At 68.2% G+C, this 15,298-nt stretch carries 14 protein-coding genes and 1 pseudogene; 8 read left to right on the forward strand and 7 right to left on the reverse strand.

Going from position 1 to position 15,298, the window contains the following annotated elements:
- Positions 1 to 161: 161 nt before the first annotated feature.
- Positions 162 to 758 (reverse strand): TetR/AcrR family transcriptional regulator, encoded by a 597-nt coding sequence (locus ASE48_RS14770; RefSeq protein ID WP_057167870.1) that lies wholly within the window; start codon positions 756 to 758, stop codon positions 162 to 164.
- A gap of 17 nt (positions 759 to 775) precedes the next feature.
- Complete coding sequence (locus tag ASE48_RS14775) at positions 776 to 2,014, reverse strand: cytochrome P450 (protein ID WP_057167871.1); 1,239 nt, start codon at positions 2,012 to 2,014, stop codon at positions 776 to 778.
- 116 nt (positions 2,015 to 2,130) lie between these two features.
- On the opposite strand from ASE48_RS14775, the gene purD reads away from it, so the two are divergent.
- Positions 2,131 to 3,399, forward strand: a complete 1,269-nt coding sequence (purD, locus tag ASE48_RS14780) for a phosphoribosylamine--glycine ligase (RefSeq protein ID WP_057167872.1) — start codon at positions 2,131 to 2,133, stop codon at positions 3,397 to 3,399.
- A 4-nt stretch (positions 3,400 to 3,403) separates the two neighbouring features.
- Here the strand turns inward: purD and ASE48_RS14785 are convergent, their stop codons facing one another.
- Positions 3,404 to 4,228: an alpha/beta hydrolase gene (locus ASE48_RS14785; protein ID WP_057167947.1), complete on the reverse strand. Its 825-nt coding sequence runs from the start codon at positions 4,226 to 4,228 to the stop codon at positions 3,404 to 3,406.
- 83 nt (positions 4,229 to 4,311) lie between these two features.
- On the opposite strand from ASE48_RS14785, the gene ASE48_RS14790 reads away from it, so the two are divergent.
- From ASE48_RS14790 to ASE48_RS14815, 6 genes and pseudogenes are all read left to right on the forward strand, one after another.
- Positions 4,312 to 4,941 (forward strand): TetR/AcrR family transcriptional regulator, encoded by a 630-nt coding sequence (locus ASE48_RS14790; protein ID WP_082614205.1) that lies wholly within the window; start codon positions 4,312 to 4,314, stop codon positions 4,939 to 4,941.
- 18 nt (positions 4,942 to 4,959) lie between these two features.
- Positions 4,960 to 6,381 (forward strand): APC family permease, encoded by a 1,422-nt coding sequence (locus tag ASE48_RS14795; protein WP_057167874.1) that lies wholly within the window; start codon positions 4,960 to 4,962, stop codon positions 6,379 to 6,381.
- 22 nt (positions 6,382 to 6,403) lie between these two features.
- Positions 6,404 to 7,818, forward strand: a pseudogene (gene purB, locus ASE48_RS14800) (adenylosuccinate lyase).
- Positions 7,815 to 9,020 carry a cytochrome P450 gene (locus tag ASE48_RS14805; RefSeq protein WP_057167875.1) on the forward strand — a complete coding sequence of 402 codons (1,206 nt, stop codon included), beginning with the start codon at positions 7,815 to 7,817 and terminating at the stop codon, positions 9,018 to 9,020. Before purB ends, ASE48_RS14805 begins: the two are co-directional and overlap by 4 nt.
- Before the next feature lie 17 nt (positions 9,021 to 9,037).
- Positions 9,038 to 9,637 (forward strand): DUF1707 SHOCT-like domain-containing protein, encoded by a 600-nt coding sequence (locus tag ASE48_RS14810; protein WP_057167876.1) that lies wholly within the window; start codon positions 9,038 to 9,040, stop codon positions 9,635 to 9,637.
- A 193-nt stretch (positions 9,638 to 9,830) separates the two neighbouring features.
- Positions 9,831 to 10,811, forward strand: a complete 981-nt coding sequence (locus tag ASE48_RS14815) for an ABC transporter substrate-binding protein (protein WP_057167877.1) — start codon at positions 9,831 to 9,833, stop codon at positions 10,809 to 10,811.
- Here ASE48_RS14815 and ASE48_RS14820 read toward each other — a convergent pair.
- Genes ASE48_RS14820 through ASE48_RS14835 form a run of 4 tightly spaced genes read right to left on the reverse strand, consistent with a single transcriptional unit; the run spans position 10,808 to position 14,379 of the window.
- Entirely contained in the window at positions 10,808 to 11,626 is an 819-nt protein-coding gene (locus ASE48_RS14820; RefSeq protein ID WP_057167878.1) for an ABC transporter ATP-binding protein, read from the reverse strand. The two genes, ASE48_RS14815 and ASE48_RS14820, sit on opposite strands and share 4 nt — an antisense overlap.
- Positions 11,627 to 11,639: 13 nt before the next feature.
- Entirely contained in the window at positions 11,640 to 12,689 is a 1,050-nt protein-coding gene (locus ASE48_RS14825) for a FecCD family ABC transporter permease (protein ID WP_057167879.1), read from the reverse strand.
- Complete coding sequence (locus ASE48_RS14830; RefSeq protein ID WP_057167880.1) at positions 12,686 to 13,723, reverse strand: iron chelate uptake ABC transporter family permease subunit; 1,038 nt, start codon at positions 13,721 to 13,723, stop codon at positions 12,686 to 12,688. Before ASE48_RS14830 ends, ASE48_RS14825 begins: the two co-directional genes overlap by 4 nt.
- Before the next feature lie 44 nt (positions 13,724 to 13,767).
- The gene (locus ASE48_RS14835) at positions 13,768 to 14,379 is read right to left on the reverse strand and encodes a hypothetical protein (RefSeq protein ID WP_057167881.1); all 612 of its coding nucleotides are present in this window, start codon (positions 14,377 to 14,379) and stop codon (positions 13,768 to 13,770) included.
- 30 nt (positions 14,380 to 14,409) lie between these two features.
- Between ASE48_RS14835 and ASE48_RS14840 the strand changes: the two genes are divergently transcribed.
- Complete coding sequence (locus ASE48_RS14840) at positions 14,410 to 15,297, forward strand: phosphoribosylaminoimidazolesuccinocarboxamide synthase (protein ID WP_057167882.1); 888 nt, start codon at positions 14,410 to 14,412, stop codon at positions 15,295 to 15,297.
- Position 15,298: the final 1 nt, after the last annotated feature.

A 15,298-nucleotide genomic window follows, 5' to 3' on the forward strand; every position in this document is an offset into this window, starting at 1 on the left:
ACGCCACCGCCGCACGAATGTCCATCGCCGTCACCTTCTGGGCCATGAACCACTCTGGATCCAACCAGCCCGCTCAGGTGTAAGCGATGTCCCGAGACATACCCCTGTAAGCGATGTCCTGCGACTTCACATCGGACCTGTTCCGACGAAAACTCCACAAATCACGGGTTGCGCAGAGCCGGGGCCACCCAGCGCCGCAGGTAAGCGCGAAGTGCGGCGCCGGTGCGTGGTGGCCGTCCCGGGTCGATGACGAAGGACTGGATGATGCGTAGTAGGTGCTCGGCGAGCTCATCGAGATCGTCATCGGCGAAACCTTTTGCCGCCCAGTCGACATCGAACTGGCGGACCACCGACTGCGCGAACTGCAGCGCGATATCCGAGGTCACCGATTCGGTGAAGGCGGGTGTGCGTCCCGGCGCCAGCAGCAGCCCGATGTGTTTGTCCTTGGGTAGCCACTCCAGCGCGGTCGCGATGGCCTCGGTGGCCGCGTCGGCAGGATCGGTGATGCCCTGCAAATGGGTGGACAGCCGCTCCAGGAAGTCGGTGGCCGCGACGACACCGGCCTGCATCAGTAGCGCCTCGGTGCTGGGGAAGTAGCGGTACACCGTCTGCCGGGTGACCCCCAGGGTGCGGGCGACGTCGGCGATGGAGAAGTCCGCCCCACGCTCGTCGATCGCCTTGCCCGCGGCAGCGAGAATCCGGGCGACGGCTTCCTCGTCGCTCGCCGGCGCGGCTCCGGCCCACCCGTGGGTTCGCACGCCGGAATTGTAGCGAGCTAGTGGTAGGAGACTTGCAGGTCCTTGACCCCGTTGATCCACCCGGACCGGAGACGTTGCGGCTCAGCCAGTTTCGCGATGTCGGGGATCTGGTTCGCGATCTCGTTGAACATCAGCTTGATCTCCATGCGGGCCAGGTTGGCCCCGATGCAGAAGTGCGCGCCGTTGCCGCCGAACGCCAGGTGCGGGTTCGGGTTGCGCAGGATGTCGAACTGGAACGGGTTCTCGAAGACGTCCTCGTCATAGTTGGCCGAGCTGTAGAACAGCCCGACACGCTGACCCTTGCGGATCGCGACGCCCCCGAGCTCCGTGTCGGCCGTCGCGGTGCGCTGGAAACAGTGCACCGGGGTAGCCCAGCGGATGATCTCCTCGATCGCGGTGTCGGGCCGCTCGCGCTTGAAAAGCTCCCACTGGTCCGGGTTTTCGAAGAAGGCGTTCATGCCGTGTGTCATGGCGTTGCGGGTGGTCTCGTTGCCGGCGACGGCGAGCAGGATGACGAAGAAGGCGAACTCGACTTCGGTGATCGACTCGCCGGTTCCATCTCCCATGTCGGCCTGCACCAGCCGGGTGACGATGTCGTCGGCCGGGCATTTCCGGCGCTGCTCGGCCATGGTGTACGCGTAACCCATGAGCTCGGCGTTGGCCACCGTCGGGTCGCTGTCGAAGTCGGGATCGTCGGTGTTCATGATGCTGTTGGACCAGTGGAAGATCTTCTCCCGGTCTTCTTCGGGGACGCCGATCAGGTCGGCGATGGCCAGCAACGGCAGGCCCATGGCGACATCGTCGACGAAGTTGCCGCTGTCCTTCTGTGCGGCCGCGGCCACGATCTCGCGGGCGGCGACTTCCAGTTTCTCTTCCAGCGCAGCCACCGACCGCGGGGTGAACAGCCGGGACACCAGCTTGCGGAGCCGGGTGTGTTCGGGGGCGTCGTGGTTGATCAGCAGCGCCTTGGTCAGATCGAGTTGGTCGGCGGTGACCCCGTCCGGCAGTCGCATCACCGCGCCCTTGGCGTTGGTGGACCACAGGTCGCCGTTGCGCGAGATGGCCTTGATGTCCTCGTGCCGGGTCACCACCCAGTAGCCACCGTCATCGAAGATCGACTCACCCTGCTCGTTCCACCAGACCGGGGCGGTCTTGCGCAGGTGCGCGAACTCGGTCACCGGAATGCCCCGGAGCAGCACCTCGGGGTCGGTGAAGTCGTACCCGGCTCCGAACGGGCAGGCATTCATGGTCGTCATGGGGTCCTCCTGGTGTGACGTACCGCACTCGCTGCACCGACCATACACCCAAATCCAAAGTGTATGGCCTCGGGTCTGGCGCCGTGCGGTTGCCGGGACGATTAGGGTTGTTGACCGTGCGCGTCCTCGTCATCGGATCCGGAGCCCGTGAACATGCCCTGCTGCTGGCGCTGCGGCGCGATCCGCAGGTCGACCAGCTCGCGGTGGCGCCCGGCAATGCCGGCACCGCGGCGATTGCCGAGCAGTACGACGTCGACATCAGTTCGGGGCCCGCAGTGGTCGCCCTGGCCCAGCGTCTGAAGTCCGATCTGGTGGTGGTGGGGCCCGAGGTGCCGCTGGTTCTCGGGGTGGCCGATGCGGTGCGCGCCGCCGGTATCGCCTGCTTCGGGCCGTCCAAGGACGCCGCCCGCATCGAGGGATCGAAGGCCTTCGCCAAGGATGTGATGGCCGCCGCCGGTGTGCGGACCGCGACCAGTGAGATCGTGGACAACCCGGCCAACCTGGACGCCGCGCTGAACCGGTTCGGCCCGCCGGCCGGACAGGCCGCCTGGGTGGTCAAGGACGACGGGTTGGCCGCGGGTAAGGGCGTGGTGGTCACCACCGACCGCGACGCGGCACGGGTGCACGCGGCCGCCCTGCTGGACTCCGGGCATCCGGTGCTGCTGGAGTCGTTCCTGGACGGACCCGAGGTGTCGCTGTTCTGCGTCGTCGACGGCGAGACCGTGGTGCCGCTGCTGCCCGCCCAGGATTTCAAACGGGTCGGCGACAACGACGCCGGCCCGAACACCGGCGGGATGGGGGCCTATACCCCGCTACCGTGGCTGCCCGCGCAGGTGCTCACCCAGATCGTCGACGAGATCGTCAAACCCGTTGCCGCCGAAATGGTGTCACGCGGAAGCTCGTTCTCCGGTCTGCTCTACGCGGGGCTGGCGATCACCTCTGCCGGGCCCTCGGTGGTGGAGTTCAACTGCCGTTTCGGCGACCCGGAGACCCAGGCCGTGCTCGCCCTGCTGGAGTCCCCACTCGGGGGGCTGCTCAACGCGGCGGCCACCGGCACCCTGGCGTCCTTCGAGGATCTGCGGTGGCGCGACGGGGCCGCGGTCACCGTCGTCGTGGCCGCCGAGAACTATCCGGGCCGGCCGCGGGTCGGTGACGTCATCACCGGCGCCGAGGCCGACGCCGTGCTGCACGCGGGCACCGCCCGGCGCGAGGATGGCGCGGTGGTATCCACTGGTGGACGGGTGCTCTCGGTGGTCGGCACCGGGGTGGATCTCGATGGTGCCCGCGCCGCGGCGTATGAGGCGATCAAGTCGATTCGACTGCCCGGCAGCCATTTTCGCACTGATATCGGACTGGCGGCCGCCGAGGGGCGTATCTCGCTCTGACCGCTCAGGCGACGAGTATCGGTGCCAGCCAAGAGATCTCGGCCGGGAGCTGAGAACTCCAGAACCCGCCGTCGTGCCCGCCAGGGGAGAAGCCACCGGCCGGCGGGTGGGGAAGCTGGGCGATGAACTCACCTGTCGCAGCGGCGAACGGATCACCGTTTCCGCAGTCGATGCGGACCGGGATCGAGCCCAGCGCCGCCACGCCCCACACGCTGTTGGCCTCGTAGTCCTCGGCACCGTCGAATGCCCCCGGGGCCGCGGCGCCCGGCGACGTCCACAGTGCTGGGCTCACCGCGCAGATCGCCGCGGTGCGCGCCGGTCCCAGCCTGGACCCGAGCAGCAAAGCGCCGTAGCCGCCCATCGACCAGCCGATGAAGCCGACCCGGGAGGTGTCCAGCCCCTGGCCGGCCAGCATCGGGATCAGCTCATCCAGCACCATCGCGCCGGCGTCATCCCCGGACGCGCGGTGGTGCCAATAACCTCCGCCGCCGTCCACGGCCACCACGGCAAACGGCGGTAGGCCCGCCGCGACCGCCTCCGCGAGACCCTGCTCGACGCCGCCGGCCATCACCGTCGCGGCATCGCTGCCCTTGCCGTGCAGCGCGATGACCGGACGCAGCGGCGCGGTCTGGCCCGGCGGCCTGGCGATCGCCCAGTTGGTGCTCATTCCGCCGCGTGCGGCCGAGACGAAGGACCCCGACTGGTAGGTGGCGGCCGGCTCGGCGGCGGCCCGGGGCAACACACCCGCCCCGGCGGCGACGGCACCGAGGGTGGCGCCGAGACCCATCCGCAGCACGGTCCGACGGTTGTGGGCTGACATTTGCGCCATCTTGCCATTGCCTGCTGTGGCGCTGTCTGCCAACTTGTTGTGATTGCCGAAAACCGCCATACAACTGGGATTTTGCTGGCAGCATGCAAGGCGTGACAGCGGCGGTGACTCCCAAGGGAGAACGTCGGCGGGGCGCTCTGGTGAGTGCCGCCGCCGATCTGCTGTGCGAGGGCGGGATCGACGCGGTCCGCCATCGCGCAGTGGCGCGGCGTGCCGGTCTGCCGCTGGCGTCGACGACGTACTACTTCTCCTCACTCGACGATCTGATCGCCAAGGCCGTCGAGCATGTGGGCGCCCGTGAGGCCAAGCAACTGGAGGTACAGGTCGCCGCGTTGTCGCGCCGGCGACGGGGCGCTGAGTCGACCGCCGACCTACTGGTGGACCTGCTGGTCGGCGACGATCCGGGGGCCCGGGTGTCCGAACAGTTGATCTCGCGCTACGAGCGCTACATCGCGTGCGCGCGGCAGCCCGAGCTCCGCGACATCCAGCGGCGGATTCTGCGGCAACGCACCGACGCCGTGCTGGAGGTCGTCGAACGGTCCGGTCGCGCCGTGCGATCCGAACTCGTCACGGCCCTGGTGTGCGCGGTCGACGGAGCTGTGGTTGCCTCATTGGTGGACGAGGGAGAGGGACCGCGGGCCAATGCCCGCGCGACCCTGATCGACGTGATCGACGTGCTCGCACCCGTGGACGACCGGGCCGTGCACGTCTGAGGTGAGCGAAGGGGCGGGATGACACAGTCGGAAACCACGGAGGAGCCACAACTCAAGCGGGTGATGGGGCCGGGCCTCCTGCTGCTGTTCGTGGTGGGCGACATCCTCGGTACCGGTGTGTACGCACTCACCGGGCAGGTCGCCAAGGAAGTCGGTGGCGCGGCATGGCTTCCGTTCCTGGTGGCCTTCCTGATCGCCACGATCACGGCGTTCAGTTATCTGGAATTGGTCACCAAGTATCCGCAAGCCGCCGGCGCAGCGCTCTACGCGCACAAGGCCTTCGGGATCCAGTTCGTCACCTTCCTGGTCGCGTTCGTGGTGATGTGTTCCGGAATCACCTCTGCCTCAACAGCTTCCCGCTTCTTCGCGGCCAACTTCTTCACCGCCTTCGACATCGACTGGGGCAAGGTCGGGGTGGTGGTGCTCGCCCTGCTGTTCATGGCGCTGATCGCGGTGGTGAACTTCCGGGGCGTCGGGGAGAGCGTCAAGCTCAACGTGGTGCTCACCATCGTCGAGATCACCGGCCTGGCCATGGTGATCCTGGTGGGTGTCTGGGCCTTCACCGGCGGCGGCGCCGACGTCGACTTCGCCCGCGTCGTGGCCTTCGACACCCCGTCGGACAAGGGCACCTTCCTGGCCGTCACCACCGCCACCTCGCTGGCGTTCTTCGCGATGGTCGGTTTCGAGGACTCGGTCAACATGGCCGAGGAGACCAAGGACCCGGTGCGCATCTTCCCCAAGGTGCTGCTGTCCGGGCTGGGGATCGCCGGCGTCGTCTACGTGATCGTCGCCATCGTCGCGGTGGCACTCGTACCCGTCGGTGTCCTCGCCGACAGCGAGACCCCACTGATCGAGGTCGTCAAGGCGGGCGCCCCCGGGCTGCCGATCGAGGCGATCCTGCCCTTCATCTCCATGTTCGCGGTGGCCAACACCGCGCTGATCAACATGCTGATGGCCAGCCGACTCATCTACGGCATGGCCCGCCAGCACGTGCTGCCCCCGGTGCTGGGCGTGATCCACCCGAAGCGGCACAGCCCGTGGGCGGCCATCATCTTCACCACCCTCATCGCGTTCGGCCTGATCTTCTACGTCTCCGCCGTCGCCAACAGCAGTGCCATCGCGGTGCTCGGCGGCACCACCTCGCTGCTGCTGCTGGCGGTGTTCGCCATGGTGAACGTGGCGGTGCTGGTGCTGCGCCGCGATGTGCAGGCCACGGGCGGGCATTTCCGCACGCCGACGGTGCTGCCCGTCATCGGCTTCTTCGCCTCGGCCTACCTGGTGCTGCCGTTCTCCGGGCGCCCCGCCCAGCAGTATCTGCTGGCCGGGATCCTGATCCTGATCGGGATCGTGCTGTTCGGCATCACCACCCTGATCAACCGTCAGCTCGGTATCCGCGGTAAGGGGATCGTCGATCCGACGCACCTGGGCGACTCGCCGTAGCCGGCTCGTAAGCTGTGTGTTCGTGACGATCCCGAATGTTCTGGCCAACCGCTACGCCAGCGAAGAGATGACGGCCATCTGGTCGCCCGAGGCGAAGATCATCGCCGAACGCCGACTGTGGCTGGCGGTGCTGCGTGCGCAGTCCGAACTCGGCGTCCCCGTGCCCGACGGCGTCGTCGACGACTACGAACGCGTGGTGGAGAACGTCGACCTGGGCTCGATCGCCGCGCGCGAGCGGGTGACCCGCCACGATGTGAAGGCCCGCATCGAGGAGTTCAACGCGCTGGCCGGTCACGAGCACGTGCACAAGGGCATGACCAGTCGTGACCTCACCGAGAACGTCGAGCAGCTGCAGATCCGGCGCTCCCTGGAACTGGTCTTCGCCCACGGTGTGGCGGTGGTGGCGCGGCTGGCCGAACGCGCGCTGGTGTACCGCGACGTGGTGATGGCCGGCCGCAGCCACAACGTCGCCGCGCAGGCCACCACGCTGGGCAAGCGGTTCGCCTCGGCCGCCGAGGAGACGCTGCTGGCGCTGATCCGGCTGCGCGAGCTCATCGACCGGTACCCGCTGCGCGGGATCAAGGGACCGATGGGCACCGCCCAGGACATGCTGGACCTGTTCGACGGCGACACGGACCGGCTGGCCGAACTGGAACGCCGCGTCGCCCAATTCCTGGGATTCACAGATGTTTTCACCAGCGTCGGGCAGGTCTACCCGCGTTCGCTGGACCACGATGCGGTATCCGCGCTGGTGCAACTCGGGGCCGGCCCGTCGTCCTTCGCGCACACCATCCGGCTGATGGCCGGACACGAACTGGTCACCGAGGGATTCGCCCCCGGACAGGTCGGCTCGTCGGCCATGCCGCACAAGATGAACACCCGGTCCTGTGAGCGGGTCAACGGCCTGCAGGTGGTGCTGCGCGGGTACGCGTCGATGGCGGCCGAGCTGGCCGGCGCCCAGTGGAACGAGGGTGACGTGTTCTGTTCGGTGGTGCGCCGCGTCGCGCTGCCGGATGCGTTCTTCGCCGTCGACGGCCAGATCGAAACCTTCCTCACCGTGCTCGACGAGTTCGGCGCCTACCCCGCGGTGATCCAGCGCGAACTCGATCGCTACCTGCCCTTCCTGGCCACCACCCGCATCCTCATCGCAGCGGTGCGCGCCGGCGTCGGCCGGGAATCCGCCCACGAGGTCATCAAGGAGCACGCGGTCGCGGTGGCGCTGGCCATGCGGGAAAAGGGACAGGAGCCCGACCTGCTGGACCGGCTCSCCSCCGATCCGCGGCTCTGGACCGGGTCGCCCTCGACGCCGCGCTGGCCGACAAGGAAGCGTTCACCGGCGCCGCCGGCGCCCAGGTCGACACCGTTGTCTCGGCGGTCGAAGATCTGGTCGGCCGGTACCCGGAGGCGGCCAAGTACACCTCGGGTGCCATCTTGTGACGTTGGCCGACCTCACGGATCTCGACAACTTCGCCTGCGGTTTTCCGCATGACCTGTTCGAGGCACACCGTCGTGAGGCCCCGGTCTTCTGGCACGAACCCACCGAGCACACCCCGGACGGGGAGGGCTTCTGGTCGGTGGCCGGCTACGCCGAAACCCTTGCCGTACTGCGTGATCCGGAGACCTATTCGTCGGTGACCGGGGGCACCCGGCCATTCGGCGGCACCCTGCTGCAGGATCTCTCCGTCGCCGGTCAGGTGCTCAACATGATGGACGACCCGCGGCACGCGCAGATCCGCAGGCTGGTCAGCTCCGGCCTGACACCGCGGATGATCACCCGGGTCACCGACGATCTGCGCAGCCGGGCCCGGACGCTGCTGGACGCCGTCGAAGCCGGGGTCGCGCTCGACTTCCTCGTCGACGTCGCCGCCGAACTGCCCATGCAGATGATCTGCATCCTGCTGGGAGTGCCCGAATCCGAACGGCATTGGCTGTTCGAGGCGATCGAGCCGCAATTCGACTTCGGCGGTGCCCGCTCGGCGGCGGTCGGGCAGCTCACGCCCGAAGAGGCCGGATCGCGGATGTACGAATACGGCATGCAGCTGATCGCGGCCAAACGTGCGGACCCCAGCGACGACATGTTGTCGGTGGTGGCCAACGCCTCGGACGCCGACCTGTCGGACCTGGAGCTCTATCTGTTCTTCAGCCTGCTGTTCAGTGCCGGGGCCGAGACCACCCGCAACTCGGTGGCCGGGGGACTGCTGGCACTCATCGAGCACCCCGAGCAGATGCGGCGCCTGCAACAGGAGCCGGAGCTGCTCCCGTCGGCGATCGAGGAGATGGTGCGCTGGACCACGCCGTCCCCGTCCAAGCGCCGCACCGCGACCCGCCCGGTGACGCTGGGCGGCTGCGATATCGCGCCCGGCGACAAGGTGCAGGTCTGGGAGGGTTCGGCCAACCGGGACCCGGCGGTGTTCCAGGATGCGGACGTCTTCGATGTCGCGCGGAAGCCCAATGCGCACTTGGGATTCGGCCAGGGCGTGCACTACTGCCTGGGTGCCAATCTGGCACGCCTGGAACTGCGGGTGCTGTTCGAGGAACTGTTGCCCCGGTTCCGCACCGCGCGGCTGGTCGCACCGGTCGAGTGGACCCGCAGCAACCGGCACACCGGTATCCGGCACATGTTCGTCGAATTCGGCTGATCGCTACTCTCGAAGGCATGGACTTCGGCCAGAACGACCACCTCCGAGTCTCCAATGCGGACCGCGCGCACGTGAGCGGATTACTTGAGCGCGCGGTGGCCGACGGCATGATCACGCTCGATGAGTTCGCCGACCGCACCGATGCCGCGCTGGCCGCCCGCACCCGCGGTGAACTGCGCGCCGTGCTCGTCGACCTGCCCGATATGGACCTGCATGCCGCGCACGCGCCGGTCGCCCGCAGCAGTGCGCAGCCCGAGGCGCTGGGTGGCTGGATGACCTCGATCGTCCGGCGTGGGCCGTGGACGGTGGCGCCGGTGATCAACCTGAACACCCGGATGTGCAGCACAACCCTCGACTTCACCTCCGCGGTCTTGCCCGGGCCGGTCGTCGAGGTGAACATCGACGACTACCTCAGTTCGACGGAGCTCATCGTGCCGGCCGGGGCCACCGCCGATCTCAACGGTGTCGACGCCATCGCCGGCAGCGCGACGGTCAAGGTGCGCAACCTCCCGCAGCCCGATCAGCTGCACGTGATCGTGCGCGGCAAGGTCAGGATGGGGTCGGTCAGCGTGCGGCATCCGTTCGGGAGTTGGCTGCGGCGTCTGCACGGCGGCTGAGGGCGAACTCGATCTCGGCGATCACCCGGGTGATGACCCCGTCGTGATCGCGTAGAAGCTGTTCCAGCATGTCTATTTGGACGGGATGCCCGACGGAACGGTTCCACCCGCCGCGGTTCGCGCACATCTAGTAACGCTCACCGTCACTCGATGTGCGCAAATCGCGAGGAGTTGCGTGGGTTAGGGTGACCTAATGCTCAAGAAGTCGCGTGTATTGGTGTTGGTGGCCACGGTGCTGCTCGGTATGGGTCTGCTCGCGGGCTGCGGCGGATCCGACAGCCCCTCGGCCAGCCAAGAGCCGGCGGCCGAGTCGGTCACCATCGATCACAAATTCGGCGAGACCACCATCCCGGCGAACCCCGAGCGGGTGGTCACCGTCGGCTGGAACGACCAGGACTTCGTGCTGGCTCTGGGCGTGGTGCCGGTGGGCACCCGCAGTTGGTTCGAGAACTACAACGACTTCCCGTGGGTCAAGGAGGCCACCGACGGCAAGGGGGTGCCGGTGATCGAAGGTGACACCATCAACTTCGAGGCGATCGCCAAGGCCAAGCCCGATGTCATCTTGGCCATCTACGAGGCCATCGACCAGAAGACCTATGACCAGCTGTCCCAGATCGCCCCGACCGTCATCCAGTCGGACAAGTACCCCGATGAGGAAACCCCCTGGGACGTCCAGCTTCTGACCACCGGCGACGCGCTCGGCAAGCAGCAGCAGGCACAGGGACTCGTCGATGAGGTCAACGCCAGGATCGACGCGGCCAAGCAGGAGCACCCCGAATTCGCCGGCAAGACACTGGTGGCGGATTTCAGCTCCGAGGTCGACGCGCCCTACCTGATCGGGGCGGGCGATCCGCGCCGCACGCTGTTCGACGCGCTGGGCTTCGGTGCCCAGGAGACCGTCGGCGACGTCTCGCAGGAACGGTTGTCGCTGCTGGAGGGTGACCTGTTGTTCGTCAACGGCGTGACCAAGGAGCAGCTGGCGGATTCGCCGGCCTTCCAGCGACTCAACGTGGTGCGCGAGGACCGCACGCTCTATGCCGGTTCGGATTCCACGCTCAGCGGCGCGCTGACCTACAGCGGGCCCAACGCCCTGCTGTACGCACTGGACGTGCTGACCCCGCAGCTGAGCAACGCGCTGCAGGGCCGTCCGGTCGCGGACCTGTCGAACTCCTAGTCGCGCGAGCGGGCCCGTGCGCGGGCCCGGTCCCGCGCCGAGGCGCGCGGGATCACCAGCGGGGTGCCCGTTTCGGGATCCTCGATGATCTGGCACCTCAGCCCGTACACCTGCTCGACGAGTTCGGCGGTGATCACCGTCGACGGGGTGCCCTGGGCCACGATGTGCCCGGACTTCATCGCGATGATGTGATCGGCGAACCGGCAGGCATGGTTCAGGTCGTGCAGCACGGCGACGATGGTGCGGCCCTGCTCGGAGTTCAGTTCGGCGAACAGATCCAGCAGTTCGATCTGATGGGCGATGTCCAGGAACGTCGTCGGTTCATCGAGCAGGATGAGCGGGGTCTGCTGGGCCAGCACCATCGACACCCAGACCCGTTGGCGTTGACCACCGGACAACTCGTCGACGGGCCGGCCGGCGATCGCCGTCACGCCGGTGGCCGCCATCGCATCGGCCACCGCCTGCTCGTCCTCGCGGGCGTACTGGCGCAGCACCCGCTGGTGGGGAAAGCGGCCGCGGGCAACGAGATCGGCGACCGTGATGCCCTCCGGCGCGATCGAGGACTGCGGCAACAGCCCCAGCTTGCGGGCCACGTCCTTGGTGCGCAGACCGGTGATATCGGCCCCGTCGAGGATCACCTGCCCGCCGACCGGTTTGAGCAGGCGGGCCAAGCCACGCAACAGCGTGGACTTGCCGCAGGCATTCGGGCCGACGATCGCGGTGACGGCGCCGTCGACGATGTCCACCGACAATCCGTCCACGATCAGCGTGGCGCCGTAACCCAGCGACAGGTCCTGCGCCCGCAGCGTTGCCATACCGTTTCCTTCCCTACTGCTTCCGTGCCTGCACGACGAGAAGCCAGATGAGGTACGCCCCGCCGGCCACGACGGTGACCGCGCCGACCGGGAGTTCGGCGGGCGCGAAGATTCGCAGCGCCACCAGATCACTGGCCAGCAACAGGAATGCGCCCATGAACGCCGAGGAGACCAGCCCGACGCCGGGGGAGTTGGTGAGCCGGCGCGCCAGTTGCGGGGCGGCGAGCGCGACGAACGAGATGGGTCCGGCGGCTGCGGTGGCGATGGCGATGAGCAGCACGCCGATCGCGAAGTAGGCCAGCCGCACTCGCTCCGGGCGGACCCCGAGCGCGCCGGCGGCGTCGTCGCCCATCTGCAGGATCGGCAGCTGCGGCCCGAGGTATGCCAGCCAGACCAGTGCGGGGAGCACGCACGCCAGCACCGGGACGGCCTGTTCCCAGTGCAGCCCGTTGAGGGTGCCCTGCTGCCAGATGGCTGCGGTGATCGCCTGATTCAGCTTGATCTTCAGGATGATCCACTGGTTGAGCGAGCTCAGCATCGCGCTCACCGCGATCCCGACGATGATCAGCCGGAAGCCGGCCAGCCCGTTGCGGTAGGCAAGCAGATAGACCGCCACCGCGGTCAGCAGTCCGCCCACCACCGCGCTGGCCGCCATCAGGTAGTAGCCGCCGCCGAACAGGGCGATCGCCACGAGTGCGCCGGTGTAGGAGCCGAACCCGAAGCCGATGACATCCGGACTACCCAACGGGTTGCGGGTGATCGCCTGGAAGATCGCACCCGAAATGCCCAGCGCCGCACCGATCACCAGGGCCAGCACGATCCGCGGCATCCGCCACTGCAGCACCACCACGCTGGTGAAGCTCTGGTCGCTGCCGGTGAGGACGGCCACCACCTCCGCCGGAGAGACCGGGTACTCGCCGATCCCGAGGGCCAGCACCGCGAGCACCACCGCACCCGCGCCGAGCGCGGACAGTACACCGATGCTGCGCCACGACGCCCGCACGGCCAGCGTAGGTTCGCGCCGCACCACCAGCTGCGGACGCCCGAAATCGATTCCTGTCACAGGCCGCTCGCCTTCGAGCGGCGGACCAGCCAGATCAGGACCGGCGCCCCGATGAACGCGGTGACGATGCCGGCGGGCAGCTCACCCGGGGGGACCACGACGCGGCCGACGATGTCGGCGGCGAGCAGCAGGGCGGGTGCGGCGAAAAGGCTGTAGGCGCAGATCCATCGCCAGTCGGGGCCGGTGAACCAGCGCACGACGTGCGGCACCATCAGGCCCACGAACCCGATCGGGCCTGCCGCGGCGGTGGCCGCCCCGGCGAGCACGGTCACCGCGATGAGCCCGAGGATCCGGGTGCGAACCACGTTGCCGCCCATCGCGACCGCGAGATCGTCGCCGAGGGCGATGGCGTTCAGCCCGCGGCTGACGTAGAGGCACAACCCGGCCCCGACGGCGATGAACGGCGCGACCACCCAGAACACCTCCAGTGAGCGCCCGTCGAGCGCTCCGGCGTCCCAGAATCGCATCGAGTCGAAGGCCCGCGGGTAGTGCAGCCGGATCGCGAAGGAGATGCCGTCGGCCACTGCGCCCACCGCGACACCGGCCAGCAGCATGCGTACCGGCGTCATGAGGGTGCGCCCGGTGGCCCCGATGAAATACACCAGCAGCATGGCGACGAACGCCCCGAGGAACGCGAACCAGATGTAGGACAGCGTGGTGTGCAGGCCCAGGAACGCGATGGCGATGACGACGAAGAGACCGGCGACGGCCTCGATGCCGAGGATCTGGCTGTCGGCCAGCGGGTTGCGGGTGATGCCCTGGATGAGGGCGCCGGACAGCCCCAGCGCGATGCCGACCACGATGCCCAGCAGGGTGCGTGGGATCCGCAGGTCGTGCACGATCCACTCATCGCCGGTGTCGGTGTAGTCGGTGACCGCGTGCCACACCGTTGACAGGTCGACGCTCTGGGTACCGATCGCCAGGCTGAGTATCGACACCACCAGTAGCAGTGCCGCGCAGAGTGCCAGGCCGGGCAGGCGACGGTCCCGGGTGATGACGTCGGTCCTGCTGCCGTCGGCGAGTTCGAGCGGCATGTTGTGCAGGCTAACCTAAGGAGCTGGCGGTCGGCTGGCAGCCCTCAGAGCTTCACGCCGGCGGCATGGATCTCCAGCAGCGCCAGCCCGCGGATGGCGGGGCGGTCGTCGCGGCGCCAGGCCCCGATCGGGTCGGGGTCGATCGCGGTGAGCTTGCCCAGCGGCCGGTTGGCCAGCGCACGCATCGCCAGCAGTTCCTGTCCCGCGTGCGTGGATGCCAGCGTCAGCACCGTCAGCTTGCGCCGGAAGAACCGCAGCCGCAGGAACAGCCAGGGCATGGCGACGGCCAGGATCGGCGTGGCCGCGACCGCGAGCGCCAGCACCCACGCCAGCCAGGTCGCGGTGCTGTCCAGGCTCTGACCTGCACCGGCGATCTCCCCGGCAGCATCGCTGGCGGCGCGTAGCGGCCCGCTGAGCGCATCACCGATCAGCGGGAAGTTGTCGGCGCGGTCCCCGGCGGTATTGAGGCTGCCCGACACCCCGTCGGCGCCGTCCTGCACCTGACGGCCCACCTCGGCGACGGTCGCCACGGCCGTGTACACCGCGCTGCCCACCATCACCCACACAGACGTCCAGATGAGGACGGCGACGTCGCTGACGAGCTGGGCCAGCAAGCGACCGGGCCGGGTGGCATAGGGCAGGTACCGCAATCTCATGGCATCGATCCCAGCACATAGGGTGAGTCAATGCGCCCCGCTCTGACCGACTACCGGCATCTGGCCAGCGGCAAAGTTCGCGAGCTGTACCGCATCGACGACGATCACCTGCTGTTCGTGGCCAGCGACCGCATCTCGGCATACGACCACATCCTGGACACCGAGATCCCGGACAAGGGCCGGATCCTGACCGCGATGAGCGTGTTCTTCTTCGATCACCTCGGTGTCGCCAACCACCTGGCGGGCCCGCCCGACGACGAACGCATCCCCGAAGAGGTCCTGGGCCGCGCCCTCGTCGTCCGTGCGCTGGAAATGCTGCCGGTCGAATGTGTGGCGCGGGGCTATCTGACCGGTTCCGGGCTGATCGACTACCAGCAGTCCGGATCGGTGTGCGGGATCGCGCTGCCCGCCGGGCTCGGTGAGGCCAGCAAGTTCGACGAGCCGCTGTTCACCCCGGCCACCAAGGCCGAGCTCGGTGAGCACGACGAGAACGTGTCCTTCGACGCGGTGGTCGCGCTGGTGGGCGCGCACCGGGCCGCTGAGCTCCGCGAGGCGACGCTGCAGATCTACCTGAAGGCCGCCGAGCATGCGCTGAGCAAGGGCATCATCGTCGCCGACACCAAGTTCGAATTCGGGGTCGATGCCGACGGTCAGCTGGTGCTGGCCGATGAGGTGCTCACCCCGGACTCGTCGCGCTACTGGCCCGCGGACAGCTACCAGCCCGGCGAGGTGCAGCCCAGCTATGACAAACAGTTCGTGCGCAATTGGCTGACCGGGCCCGATTCGGGCTGGGACCGCCACGGTGAGACCCCGCCGCCACCCCTGCCCGCCGAGATCGCCGCGGCCACCCGCGCGCGGTATATCGAGGCCTACGAGAGGATTTCCGGTTTGAGCTTCTCCGATTGGATCGGATCGTGAC

Source organism: Mycobacterium sp. Root265, from assembly GCF_001428895.1.
Classification (GTDB): Bacteria; Actinomycetota; Actinomycetes; order Mycobacteriales; family Mycobacteriaceae; genus Mycobacterium.

Coding starts and splice junctions, on each gene's coding strand:
- ASE48_RS14775 (WP_057167871.1), bottom strand. CDS start 2,014: ATGACGACCATGAATGCCTGCCCGTTCGGAGCCGGGTACGACTTCACC.
- ASE48_RS14785 (WP_057167947.1), bottom strand. CDS start 4,228: ATGGCGCAAATGTCAGCCCACAACCGTCGGACCGTGCTGCGGATGGGT.
- ASE48_RS14790 (WP_082614205.1), top strand. CDS start 4,312: ATGCAAGGCGTGACAGCGGCGGTGACTCCCAAGGGAGAACGTCGGCGG.
- ASE48_RS14795 (WP_057167874.1), top strand. CDS start 4,960: ATGACACAGTCGGAAACCACGGAGGAGCCACAACTCAAGCGGGTGATG.
- ASE48_RS14810 (WP_057167876.1), top strand. CDS start 9,038: ATGGACTTCGGCCAGAACGACCACCTCCGAGTCTCCAATGCGGACCGC.
- ASE48_RS14815 (WP_057167877.1), top strand. CDS start 9,831: ATGCTCAAGAAGTCGCGTGTATTGGTGTTGGTGGCCACGGTGCTGCTC.
- ASE48_RS14820 (WP_057167878.1), bottom strand. CDS start 11,626: ATGGCAACGCTGCGGGCGCAGGACCTGTCGCTGGGTTACGGCGCCACG.
- ASE48_RS14830 (WP_057167880.1), bottom strand. CDS start 13,723: ATGCCGCTCGAACTCGCCGACGGCAGCAGGACCGACGTCATCACCCGG.
- ASE48_RS14835 (WP_057167881.1), bottom strand. CDS start 14,379: ATGAGATTGCGGTACCTGCCCTATGCCACCCGGCCCGGTCGCTTGCTG.
- ASE48_RS14840 (WP_057167882.1), top strand. CDS start 14,410: ATGCGCCCCGCTCTGACCGACTACCGGCATCTGGCCAGCGGCAAAGTT.